At 34.8% G+C, this 12,722-nt stretch carries 11 protein-coding genes and 1 tRNA gene; 7 read left to right on the plus strand and 5 right to left on the minus strand.

Going from position 1 to position 12,722, the window contains the following annotated elements; genetic code table 11:
- The first annotated feature begins 32 nt into the window (after positions 1–32).
- Both CF67_RS04065 and pdxH read left to right on the plus strand, forming a co-directional pair.
- Positions 33–108 (plus strand) — tRNA-Val (locus CF67_RS04065).
- A gap of 59 nt (positions 109–167) precedes the next feature.
- Entirely contained in the window at positions 168–803 is a 636-nt protein-coding gene (gene pdxH, locus CF67_RS04070) for a pyridoxamine 5'-phosphate oxidase (protein WP_034414783.1), read from the plus strand.
- On the opposite strand, the gene CF67_RS04075 is transcribed toward pdxH, so the two are convergent.
- Both CF67_RS04075 and CF67_RS04080 read right to left on the minus strand, forming a co-directional pair.
- Complete coding sequence (locus tag CF67_RS04075) at positions 800–2,644, minus strand: formylglycine-generating enzyme family protein (RefSeq protein WP_034414787.1); 1,845 nt, start codon at positions 2,642–2,644, stop codon at positions 800–802. The two genes, pdxH and CF67_RS04075, sit on opposite strands and share 4 nt — an antisense overlap.
- 100 nt (positions 2,645–2,744) lie before the next feature.
- Positions 2,745–3,842, minus strand: coding sequence for a PEGA domain-containing protein (locus CF67_RS04080; protein WP_034414841.1), 1,098 nt, complete (start codon positions 3,840–3,842; stop codon positions 2,745–2,747).
- Positions 3,843–4,301: 459 nt separating this feature from the next.
- On the opposite strand from CF67_RS04080, the gene CF67_RS04085 reads away from it, so the two are divergent.
- The 5 genes from CF67_RS04085 (at position 4,302) to sstT (ending at position 8,203) form a co-directional block, all read left to right on the plus strand.
- On the plus strand, positions 4,302–5,216 hold the full coding sequence (locus CF67_RS04085; RefSeq protein WP_034414790.1) for a polyprenyl-phosphate transporter: 915 nt from the start codon (positions 4,302–4,304) through the stop codon (positions 5,214–5,216).
- 89 nt (positions 5,217–5,305) lie between these two features.
- Entirely contained in the window at positions 5,306–5,677 is a 372-nt protein-coding gene (locus CF67_RS04090; protein WP_155994562.1) for a hypothetical protein, read from the plus strand.
- On the plus strand, positions 5,674–6,276 hold the full coding sequence (locus tag CF67_RS04095) for an SCO family protein (RefSeq protein ID WP_034414793.1): 603 nt from the start codon (positions 5,674–5,676) through the stop codon (positions 6,274–6,276). Before CF67_RS04090 ends, CF67_RS04095 begins: the two co-directional genes overlap by 4 nt.
- Positions 6,273–6,686, plus strand: coding sequence for a copper chaperone PCu(A)C (locus CF67_RS04100; protein ID WP_034414795.1), 414 nt, complete (start codon positions 6,273–6,275; stop codon positions 6,684–6,686). The genes CF67_RS04095 and CF67_RS04100 overlap by 4 nt, the downstream gene beginning before the upstream one ends.
- Before the next feature lie 302 nt (positions 6,687–6,988).
- Positions 6,989–8,203, plus strand: coding sequence for a serine/threonine transporter SstT (gene sstT / locus CF67_RS04105; RefSeq protein ID WP_034414797.1), 1,215 nt, complete (start codon positions 6,989–6,991; stop codon positions 8,201–8,203).
- Between the two features lie 143 nt (positions 8,204–8,346).
- Here the strand turns inward: sstT and lysS are convergent, their stop codons facing one another.
- From lysS to brnQ, 3 genes are all read right to left on the minus strand, one after another.
- Positions 8,347–9,867 (minus strand): lysine--tRNA ligase, encoded by a 1,521-nt coding sequence (lysS, locus tag CF67_RS04110; protein ID WP_420887591.1) that lies wholly within the window; start codon positions 9,865–9,867, stop codon positions 8,347–8,349.
- A gap of 45 nt (positions 9,868–9,912) precedes the next feature.
- Positions 9,913–11,011, minus strand: a protein-coding gene (gene prfB / locus CF67_RS04115) for a peptide chain release factor 2 (RefSeq protein ID WP_155994564.1) whose coding sequence is annotated in 2 segments (ribosomal slippage) — positions 9,913–10,935 and positions 10,937–11,011 — 1,098 coding nt in all. Because the reading frame shifts where the segments join, the coding sequence is not laid out codon by codon here.
- 148 nt (positions 11,012–11,159) lie between these two features.
- Complete coding sequence (gene brnQ / locus CF67_RS04120) at positions 11,160–12,506, minus strand: branched-chain amino acid transport system II carrier protein (RefSeq protein ID WP_034414799.1); 1,347 nt, start codon at positions 12,504–12,506, stop codon at positions 11,160–11,162.
- Positions 12,507–12,722 lie beyond the last annotated feature (216 nt).

Here is a 12,722-nt window from a genome sequence, read left to right on the forward strand (position 1 = left end):
TTTTTTTTTGTTTCACTTAATATGAAATAAAAGGGCGATTAGCTCAGTTGGGAGAGCACCTGCCTTACAAGCAGGGGGTCACTGGTTCGAACCCAGTATCGCCCACCATTTAGGAAATATCTTGTAGTAGTTTATTTTTCATTAATTATAGATTTGTCATTTTAAAAATGGATCTTTCAGATTTTCGTAGAGAATATGTAAAAACTAGCTTAAGAAGAAAAAATTTGAAGCTTGATCCGATTGATCAATTTAATTTTTGGTTGCAGGAAGCTATCGATGCTAGATTGATAGATCCTACAGCGATGACTATTGCAACAGTCAATAAAGAAGGCCAACCCTTTCAGCGTGTTGTTTTATTAAAGAGTGTTAATAAGTGTGGTTTTGTTTTTTATACAAATTTTGCTAGCCGTAAAGCTAACCATATAAAACTAAATAACAAAGTAAGTTTGCATTTTTCTTGGTGTTCTATGGAGCGTCAGGTTCATGTGACTGGTACGGCAAAAAGACTGACTAAGATGGAAAACGTGAGGTATTTCTCTTCTCGTCCAAAGGAAAGTCAAATCGCCTCTATCGTAAGTAAGCAAAGTAGTAAAATTTCTACTCATAGTGTTTTGGAAGGAAAATTCTTGGAATTACAACAAAAGTTTGAACGAAGAGAAGTTCCAATACCAAATTATTGGGGAGGGTTTAGAATTCGTCCAGAAACAATTGAGTTTTGGCAAGGTGGCAGACATAGATTACATGATAGATTTTTATTTACAAAATGCGAAAATCGATGGAAAGTTGATCGACTCGCTCCCTAATTTGTTAGATTGTTGTTGATGTCTCTTACTACTCGAAAACCAGTATAATTTGAAGAAGAGGACTCCGCAAGGAAAAGGCGTTTATCGGCTGCAGCCATGTTTGGTGAAAAGATCCACGCTCCACCTTTGACGATGCCACGTTTATCGTTGGTCCATTCCCAAACATTGCCAACCATGTCATAAAGTCCAATTTGATTTGGAGAAAAAGCTCGGACCGGTGAAGTGCCTTGGTTAGACCAAAGTGTTCCACCCCATCCTGTGTTAGCTTCACCGGGTTTGAATTCATTACCCCACCAGTAATTATCTTGACTGTCGAGAAGAGCTGCAATTTCCCATTCATCTTCGCTTGGTAATCGGTAGGTATAGCCTGTTTCTTTGCTTAACCATTGTGTGTAAGCTTTGGCGTCGTTTTTGCTTATACAAACTACAGGTGAGTTATTAAATTGTTTAAAGCCAGGATTACGCCAAGAGCCATTAGGAATAGGAATGTTTTTAGAATCGTTGATAGTGGTACAGGTATGTTTATTTTCTGCTTCTGTTAGGTAATTAGTGATATTGACAAAGTTTGCGAATTGTTCAACAGTTACAGGAGTTAGCCCAATTCCGAAAGCATAAGGGAAATTAACTTTTTTCGATAATTTTTTAGAGTTCGAGTATTTGCTTGGAATTAAAGCAACCATACTAGGTGCTTCATGTTTTCCGGGTAAAGAATCTGCAAACTTATAACCTGCAATCAGTTTGTTTTCTTTTTCCTTTAAGATAGCTTTCAATATTTTGTCTGCATTAATGTCTATTTTTTTTTGAATAAAAGAATGATAGCCTTCTTTCTCTATAGTAATCATGTGCGGTCCTGTTGGTAACATGATCTCTACAGGAGAGCTACCATAAGAGATCCCATCAATTGATATGTTGTCGTTGTGTTGATTTGAATCGACTCTTAATTTTACCCAAGCAACTTTCTCATTTTGTGTAAATTTAGTTGTGCTATGATCGCCAAAAGCAAAACAATATTTGGATTCTAATTTAAGTAATTTGCACGCTATAGTTTCGCTTGGGTATGTAGCTAGGTTTGCATTTAAAATAATTTTGTAGTGTTTGTCATCATAGAAACCAGATTCAAAGGTTTCGTAATGCAGTAGGTGGATGTCTAATAAACCGTTATCAACATTTTTTTTGATTAAATCGCTTTCTGTGGTTTCAGTGATGATTATTTTTTGAAATTCGTCAATTACTTTTTCTTGAGCTAAAGTTTCGGTTTGTTTTTTACATTGTTCAAATGTCATTGTTGTATCGCATGTATTGGTAAAAATGACTTGCTGTGTGTCATTTCGTTTTAATTCTTTTTTTAAGCGACTAGTACGAGCACGTATTTTCTTTTCTTCTAATTGGATTAAATGCAATTTAATTGTTTTGATATTAGCTTCTTTTTTTATTAGTTGTGTTTGTAACTCCTTTAACTTTTTTTCCTGTTTTAAACGATTGCTCTGATTTTCTTTTACTTCCATCCAAACTTTTCGATAAGAATTTTGTAATCGCATCAAATTTAATTTCGGATTATTAATCATTTTTTGATATTCATGATCAAAATTAGACTTTGTTTTATTTAGCAACTTATTTAACTTTTCTGCTTTAAAATTTAGCGTGACTAGTTGTTTTTGTTCGTTTTGAATAACTTGTTTACATTCCTCTTTTTTTTTATAGGCTTTTGATAGTTCAGAACGTCTATCAAAAATAGCATTCTCAATCTCGATGATTGAGGAATACGTTTGACTAGCCATGACTAATGTTGTTGCTAGGTAGGTTGATATCACGAATATCAGAACCGCTGAACTTTGTTGCATTGTCTTTCTACTTTAGTAAGAAAAATAATTGATTAATCCGTACAAAAATATTTTTCCTTAAAACGGCACTTCTTTAATATCTCTAGATAAAAAATTTGAATTAACTATTTTTTTTTTGTTTTAGTTTTGCCCATATAGTGTGATTACCATCGATCCTAACAGTTCGATTATATGTTTCGTAACGATTTTTAGAAACTGTTATTTGGTGATCACCCTTTGGTAGCAGCACTTCAATTGGAGTGCTTCCGTACTTTATTCCGTTGATTGTAACTGAATCGTTGTATTGATCGGAGCGAACAATGACATTGACCCATTTTTTATTGTTCTCTTTTGGCTTTTTCAAAGCTTCACCTTTTAAACAGTAACGTGCTGAAACATTAAGAAGTTTGCATGCAGCTGTTAATTCAGGTTTCGCTTGTAATTGTAGTTTCATTTGAGTAAAGTGCTCGTTTTCGCCTTTAAAGCCGCTACGAATAATCTGATTTTCTTGAATGTAGATATTCAATTGAACGTCTTTCACGTTCTGCTTTACGAGAGCTGATTCACTTAAATTAAAAAATAGTTTTTCGCGGAAAGATTTAACGGCTTTTTGTTTAGTCAGATATATACCCTGGTTCGAACACTCACCAAGCGTCATGGTCATTGAACAGGTTGTTTGAAAACTCGTTTCAAAAGTACTACTTTTACGCAGCTCAGATTCGAGACGTCTAATTCTTGCAGATACTCGCAATTCCTGCAAATTAGAGAATTCAGCGTTCAGACGATCCTGCTTTTGTTTAATCTGATCTAGAAGTATCTCACTTTCAGTGATTGCTTGCTTAGCATCAAGTTGATCAGAATGATTCTGTTTTACCTCAGACCAGGATTCTTGATACTTTTTCTGAAAAGAAATGAGATCAATCTCAGGCTCTTCAAGTAATCGATTGTATTGTTTGTCGAGGTCTAACTTAGCTCGTTCCTGTTTAAGATTGAGTTCTTCTCCATATCTCGAAAGTCGGTTTAGTTCATTTTTAATTTGTTGAAGTTTATGATTTTCAGCTTCGTAGCTTGATGCAGCAGAATCAAGTTCGGTTTGCTTTATATTTATTTTCGCATCAATAGTAGCAATTGGATTGCTTTCTTCCGAATATGCTGGTTTATCTATCCCAAAGGGTACTAGCGTAAATAATAAAAGAGCTAAAATAGTACGACGTATAATCATAAGTTCCTGCAATAACTAATGTATTAAATTTACATACATGGAAGATTTTTCAATGACTTCGTGTATTGGAGCTACGTGTACTTCTTGAGTTCGATTTTTTTTCTCATGCAAAAATTACCAATAACAACAAACTTTAGAAAGAGTACAGTCAATAGACCACCATTTACACAGCTGTCATTTTGCCTCTACATCATAAAATATGCAAGCCTATAAATTTGGTAACGTTTTATTACTATAATCTACGATCTGAATCATGATTTATCTTTTTTTGTCATATATGATTTGTTTTCGTTGTTTACATTGTTAAAAAAGATTTTTTTTGAATTCTTTTACTATGCTCATAAAGGTAAGCAATTAAATATAGAGTTGTGTGTTCTAAATTGGTTAAATATTTTAAAAATTATAAAGTCATTAACTTTTCTATTTTTCTTTTAAATACAATGGATAAACAATTAAATGAATTACTTTGGTGTTTTTTTAAAAGGAATATTAATGGGTGCAGCTGATGTTGTTCCTGGCGTTTCTGGAGGCACTATCGCCTTTATTGCTGGTATTTACGATATATTACTTAAAAGTATTCGTTCTATTAATTTAGGTTTTATATCGGTTTGGAAAAAAGATGGATTTAAAAACGCCTTTGAATATATTAATGGTTTTTTCCTTATTGCTTTGTTAGGCGGTATTTTGATTGGTATTCTGACATTAGCTAAATTGGTCTCTTGGTTGTTAGTGTCAAATCCAATCCAGACCTGGTCATTTTTCTTTGGATTAATTCTCATATCCGCATTTCATATGTTTAGACAAATGAAAAAACAATGTAGCTTTTTTCGATTTTTGTTTTTAGTATTTGGAGGAGTGTTTGCATATGTCATTACGATGTTAAGACCGCTTCAATTTGAATTTACAGGCATTGCTATATTATTTGCCGGTTCTTTGGCAATTTGTGCAATGATTTTGCCGGGTATTTCTGGAAGCCTAGTTTTAATTTTCCTTGGAATGTATACTCCTATGCTAGAGGCAGTTAAGTCATTTCAGATTGATACACTTGTATTGTTTTTACTTGGTTGTGTAGGTGGTCTTTTGTCTTTTGCACGTTTGATTTATTTTTTTATAAATAAATTTAGGGATGTAACATTGTTGTTTTTAAGTGGGTTAATGCTTGGTTCTTTACCTAAGTTGTGGCCTTGGAAGATCACAGTTTCGTGGCGTATTGACGCTAATGGAGAGCTAACGCCTTTCTTAGAGAAGAATCTATCGCCATTTGAATTTGAAATTGTATCAGCTCAACCAGCTCAATTAGGATCGGCTGTTATTTTTATGTTTTGTGCTGTTGGATTAGTTTTAGGATTAGAAAAAATTTCAAAAGGATAATTTCTTTAGATGTTAATCTGACGTTAATAATTATGCATTTTTTAATTAAAACTTTAATAGGTTTTCTAGCTTCAGGAGTCGGATTTTTTTTGTACGACCTTATTGATTGCTTAAATCAATTGAACTCAATAATGCCTATTGAGGAATATTGTATGCTTTCAGATGGGACTTGCATCCAGAATGAAGTAGTTATGACATTAAATAAAGATATTATTCAACCACTGGTTCCATTTAAGATGACAGTACGATGGAAAAATAGTCATCCTAAAGGGTTGCTGTTGAGTATGAGAGGATTAGAAATGGATATGGGGGTAATAAAATACCGCTTACAGTCCATTGGTAATAAGATTTATGACACTGATATTGTCTTTCCAATATGTACTGCAAATAAAATGACATGGATTGGGACTCTGTCTGATGGGATTGATACTGTTTATCCAGCAATTAGGATCTTAAAATGAGTAGACATTATTTGCTTGTTGTTGTTGTTTTTGCTTTTGTATTGGGATTGGGTTTCAGGATTTATTTAGAAATGTCAAAAGACGCTTCTTCTCTTCTAAGTTTATTGTTATTTGGGAAAGATGAAAATGGAACTGATATTTTTGATTTGCAAGATACAAGAATTCGAATCGTTTATTTTGGTTTTACTCGTTGTCCGGATATTTGTCCAACTTCATTATCTGTTTTGGCCACTGCGTTAAACGAAATTGATGAGGTGGATAGAGCGAAGTTGCGACCATTGTTTGTATCTTTGGATCCTGAGCATGATAAAGCTAATTTCGCGCATCAGTACGCGCAGTATTTTCATACGATGATAGAAGGTTTTTCGGCTCCTTTAGAGGTAATAACAGAACTTGCATCCCGCTATGGCGTAATTTTTTATAAAACCAAACTTGAAGGTTCTCAAATGAAATATACAATTGATCACAGTTCAAATTTTTATTTTTTAGAACCAAATGGTGCTTTAATTGCTAAAGTAGCACATACATTTTCTCCAGATCCATTGATTGAAACTATTAATATGATTACTAATACAAAAATAAAGAGGATTTTAGAATGAAAAAGCTTTTTCTGACTTTGAGCTTGATATTGAGCTCGTTCGTTTATGCAGAAAAAAACGTAGTAGTATACGCTCCCTATGCTAAAACTACACCACTAAACGCAATAAGTGGTGCTGTCTTTTTTGAAATCATGAGCTTTAGTGATGAAGTTTATACGATTGTATCGGCCGTTACTGATGTAGCCTCTAAAGCAGAATTGCATGATGTGGTTAAAGAGGGCGATGTAATGAAAATGCGTCGTATGCATAATATTGAGTTACCTGCAAAAGGTAAGGTAGTGCTAAAACCGGGTGGTTTACATATAATGCTTTACGATCTAAAAGAAAGGTTGGTGGCAGGTAAAGAGATTGATTTAAAGCTTGTTTTCTCTGATGGTGAAGAGTACACATTCAAAGTACCAATAGTCTAAAAGTAATAAATATTTTTATTAAATAGTGATCGTGTTTTCGAATTCTTGTATTACGGAGCATTCATGACTCTTGCTGGATAGCCTACCTTTTGTTAGCAACAAAAGGTAGGCTATTAATTTATTTTATCCGGGAAACTGATTCAGATATTAGGTATTTTATTTTCTACCTGCTGATCCTTCCTTTCCGTTTTTGAGTGCGAAATGTCAATTAATTCTGGACACATGATTTCGAATCGCTAGTATTATCCTGCTTTAGTTTCAATGACTATAATTCTATAAATTGATTCATTACAGGAATGATTATGCAATATAAAAATACATTTGTCCGTTTTATTCGAGGCAATCTAGTTTTACAAATTCTTGCCGGCATCGTTTTTGGTGTAGTATTGGCAATTTTAGTTCCAGAAAGTGCAAAAAAATTCGGATTATTTGGAACTCTTTTTGTGGGTGCGCTCAAGGCTGTAGCCCCAATTTTAGTATTCATTCTTGTGGCTTCCTCTATTCTAAATCGAACGAAGAATCGACATGCTCGTATGCGTCCAATTGTGCTTTTATATTTTCTAAGTACATTTACTGCTGCTGTAACGGCTGTTGCATTAAGTTTCTTGTTTCCGACCACGCTTACTTTAGTTGAAAATACCGTTAGTATTACACCACCTCCTCAGGGTATAATCGATATATTTAACGCATTACTATTTAAGTTAGTTGACAATCCAATTAGTGCATTGATGAACGCTAATTATATTGGTATTTTAGCATGGGCGGTTGCTTTAGGTTTGGCTCTTGATCGTGCATCAGTAACAACTAAGGCTATATTCCAAGATTTAAGTCATGGTTTATCTAAAGTTGTACACTTTGTCATTCGGTTAGCACCATTTGGTATTTTCAGCTTAGTATCAGTAACGCTCTCTAGCGCTGGTTTTAGAGCACTAGCTAGTTATGCTCGATTGCTATTTGTATTGCTTAGTGCGATGATACTTGTTGCCCTAGTTATAAATCCGATTATTGTTTTTTTAAAAACTGGTAAAAACCCTTATCCTCTAGTCCTGAAATGTTTACGTGAAAGTGGAGTTACAGCCTTTTTTACTCGTTCAAGTGCAGCGAATATTCCTGTTAATATGTTGCTTTGTGAAAAGCTGAAGCTAGATGAAGATACTTACTCAGTTTCAATTCCATTAGGTGCGAATATCAATATGGCTGGTGCTGCAATTACGATAACAGTGTTAACTCTCGCTGCTGTTCACACGCTAGGTCTTGAAGTAGATCTATTAATGGCGTTATTACTCAGCTTGGTGGCTTCAGTTTCTGCTTGTGGTACGTCTGGTGTTGCTGGTGGTTCTTTACTCGTTGTTCCATTAGCCTGTAGTTTATTCGGTATTCAAAATGAAATAGCAATGCAAGTTGTTGCAGTGGGTTTTGTTATCGGTGTTATTCAAGATTCTGCTGAGACTGCATTAAATAGTTCCACAGATGTAGTGTTTACTGCACTTTATGCGCAACAAAACAAGGAATTCTAATATCAACAATCAAGCGATCCTTGATGCAGCAATTGGCAAGGGTCGCGTTCCACTGTATTGCTTTGATGCTTTTAAAAAAATTTTCACTGATCTTCTAATCATGCAAGAAGCAATGAGCATTTTGAAATCTTTATTTTGTATCTTTAGGCTTTTGTTACGGCACGCATTGAGGGAAATAGTATGACATCTCTAATAGTCTTAGTGTTAGTAAACAGCATGGTTAAGCGATCGATTCCAATACCTTGACCTGCAGTTGGGGGTAATCCATACTCCAATGCGGTGATGTAATCTTTATCGTAGCAGTTTATTGTTTCATTGCTTTCCGTATTTTGTTTATCGAGATGTTGTTTTTTAAAGCGAAGATCTTGATCTTCCGCATCGTTTAATTCGGAAAAACCGTTCGCAATTTCATAACCACCAATGAAGAGCTCAAAGCGATCAGAGAAAAATGAGTCTTTATCATTCTTACGAGCAAGCGGAGAAATTTCTGCTGGATAATTAGTAATAAATGTTGGTTGAATAAGTTGAGATTCGGTTGTTTCACTAAAAATTTTTTCAAGAATCTGACCGCAAGTCCACTGCTCTTCAGTGTGTAAGCACACTAACTTAGCGATTGATATCATGAGCTTATGGTTTTGTAGATCTTTCCTTACTAGATTTTGGATTTCTATATGATCTTGGTTGTAGAGTTTGATTGCCTCAAACATGCTCATTTGAGCATAAGTACCTCCAAGCTCAATTGTTGTGGTGCCGTAACGTATTGAAGTTGAACCAAGAACTTGAATAGCTATTGAACTTAGCATGTTTTCAGTTAGGAGCATTAAGTCTTTATAATCAGAGTATGCCTGGTAAAATTCTATCATGGTAAATTCTGGATTGTGATATGGGGAAAGACCTTCATTTCGAAAGTTACGGCCTATCTCAAACACACGCTCGAAACCGCCTACAACTAAGCGCTTTAGATACAGCTCTGGTGCAATGCGTAAGTACATATCCATGTTTAGCGCGTTATGATGAGTTGTAAATGGACGTGCTGTAGCGCCACCTGGAACGACTTGCATCGTTGGTGTTTCAACTTCTATATAGTCTTTAGAAAGCATAAAGCTACGGATCGCAGCTATGAGCTTAGAACGAATTCGGAATGTTCTACGTGAATTTTTGTTAATGATTAAGTCTACATAACGCTGTCTGTAGCGTGTTTCTTGATCGGTTAGGCCGTAGAATTTTTCTGGTAGAGGACGCAGCGACTTGGTTAGTAAGAAGCAGTTTTCTACGCTTACATACAGATCGCCTCTACGAGATTTATTAAGAACGCCCTTGATGCCTATTATATCGCCAATATCCAAGTTTTGATATTTTTTTTTCAGTTTTTTCTGGATGCTTTTAGTTGTATACACTTGTATGTCATCTGACATTTCTCGAATAACTAGAAAGGGTCCACGTTTTGCCATTATACGGCCTGCAATCGCTACCCTATGATTTAATTCTTCTAATTCTTCTTTTGTTTTTTTAGAAAATTTTATTTTCAAGTCAGAGGCAAAACTATCGCGACGGAAGTCGTTTGGATGTCCGTTAACAATACTATTTTTTCGTATGTAATCTAGTTTTTTTCGACGTTCTATAGTTAGTTTATTTTCTTCTTCAGAATTTTGGGTGGGATTCATTATGTCTTTCATTTTTGATGTGCTCTATAGTACCATTAAGAGAATTTACAGCCCTAACTTTAAGCTTTCTTCGATAAATTTGTCTAAATTACCATCAAGAACTGACTGTGTATCACGTTCTTCTATACCTGTACGTAAATCTTTAACGCGTGAATTATCTAACACGTAAGAGCGAATTTGACTGCCCCATGTAATATTAGATTTTGCGTTTTCGCTTGCTTGTTTTTCAGCATTTTTTTTCTGAGTTTCAAGTTCAAATAACTTCGCACGTAGCTGCTTCATGGCCTGCTCTTTATTTTTATGCTGAGAACGATCATTTTGGCACTGTACGACCGTATTAGTTGGCAGATGAGTTATACGTACTGCAGATTCTGTGGTATTAACATGTTGACCCCCTGCTCCTGATGCACGATATACATCAATCCGCAAAGAAGAAGGGTCAACATCGATTTCAATATTGTTATCAATATCTGGATAGACAAAGACGGATGCAAAAGAGGTATGACGACGACTGTTTGAATCAAAGGGTGATTTGCGAACTAAACGATGCACGCCAGTTTCCGTGCGCAACCAACCGTAAGCATATTTACCTGAGGTATGGATAGTAACGCTTTTTAGTCCTGTTACTTCACCTTCAGAGATTTCAATTATTTTATTTTTAAACCCTTTGGTTTCTGTCCAACGTAAGTACATACGCAGCATCATTGCAGTCCAATCTTGTGCTTCTGTACCACCAGAGCCCGATTTTAGATCAATGTAACAGTTAAAGGAATCGTAGTTTCCGGAAAACATACGACGAAACTCTAGTTTATTCAATTTACTTTCAAGTTTAATTATCTCATCTTCAATTGTCTGAAATATTGTTTCATCTTTTTCTTCAATTGCAATTTCTGTTAAACAGGAAATGTCTACAATATCTTGTTCGAGGGAATTTATTGTTTGTATTGCTATTTCTAACGACGCACGCTCTTTACCTAACGCTTCTGCATATTTGGGTTTCTTCCAGGTATCTGGTTGTTGTAATGCTAAGTCGATTTCCTCTAAATTTTCCTTTTTAGTATCATAGTCAAAGATACCCCCGTAGAATACTTGTACGTTTAGATAAATTTTGCAAGCGGTTTTTAATTGGATTGATTTCAAACATATTAGTTCAACATTCGACAGAATTTAATTTTGATCTACTTTAGACTAATAGTGAATATACAGAAAAAAATCAACTATGTATAATTAAGTACAGCAAATTAATCAAAATGAGATTTGTTTAAAAATTTAGCAATACCTTGTCGTATTTATTAGAATTCCAACCATCTATCTAGTTTCTTTTTAGAGGTTTCTTTTACTGACTCATGCCTAGAATGATTTTCATCAACGAAGAACATAGCTATAATTGCTGTGATTGTTGGTATCAGCCAGCTCATGCCTACTTCAAATAACGGAAGTATATTAAACACCGAAACATCAATTCCTACTACTTTAAGCGCATCAAGGCAAGCAAATAAAAGAGCGATAAAAATTACTACACAATAGGCCATTTTAGTATTCGGTAGCTTCTTACGTATAAACGCGAGGGTAACAAGCGTGATAGCTACTGGATAAAGCGTAAACAAAACAGGAATGGAAACTATAATGAGCTGAGAAAGACCAATATTTGCTACAGTTGCGCAGATAACACTGTTTATAACAACCCAATGTTTGTATGAAAAAGGAGTTAGAGAACTAAAGTATTCTGAACATGCTGAAATCAGCCCGATTGCTGTGGTTAAACATGCCAACAGCACTATCAAAGATAGTACTATTTGGCCGTGTGCTCCGAATAAAGATTGGACGTATAAGCTTAAAATTAGGGCACCATTGTCGGCGTTTGATGCCACAGACGTGCTTGTTGCACCTAAGTAAAAAAGTGATATATAAACAAATGTTAGTCCTATGGCTGCAATGCATGCTGATCTGATTAAGTATTTAGATATAATACTAGACTCTGTAATACCCTTACTTCTTAGAGTGTCGACAATCAAGACACCAAACATCAGTGAGCCAAATATATCCATCGTATTATAACCTTCTAAGAATCCTTTTTGTAGAGGATGCGTGATATACTCACCGTGTGCAGAAATTATTTTTCCTTGAGGATCTATGAACACTGCTATTGCTAGTATAACTAGGCAAATAAATAGGATAGGTGTTAATATTTTTCCGATAATGTTAATTAATCCACCTCTAGACCATGCAAAAAATATTATGATTGTAAAAAAAACAGCAGAAAAAATTACTAGATCTAATTGCATTGTATTAATAAAAAAAGGCTTTACTGCCATTTCATAAGCAACCAGTGCAGTTCGAGGAGCTGCAAAAGCGGGGCCAATGATAATAAAGATCAAAATAGCTATTAGTGTCGCTACATATTTAGGAAGATCTTTAGTAAGGTGTTCCCAAGAACCGCCTGATATCGCAATAGCAACAATAGTTATAAGAGGTAAGCCTACTGCTGTTAGCAAAAAACCAATTATTGCTGTTAGCAAATTGTCACCAGCTAATTGGCCAGCTAAAGGTGGGAATATGATATTCCCTGCTCCAAGAAAAAAGGCAAATAGCATCGAGCCTACTGCTATAATGTCGATCAGTTTTAAACTGTGCTTCACACGCTCAACCTTATCATAATAATTTTTATGCGAATCGATGTAGTGTTCTCACGACTTTTTATAACATTAGTCGTATTAAGGATGATACACTCGGTGTCTTATGTAACGTAAAGATAACAAACTAGTCTAACAAAATAAAAGAAAGTTGATAATACTACAATGCGAAATAACAGATAAAATCTACAATATATGCGGTGTATTTTAGTCTATAGAACC

Origin of the sequence: Candidatus Photodesmus blepharonis, from assembly GCF_000731795.2 — a bacterium.
Lineage (GTDB): Bacteria > Pseudomonadota > Gammaproteobacteria > Enterobacterales > Vibrionaceae > Vibrio > Vibrio blepharonis.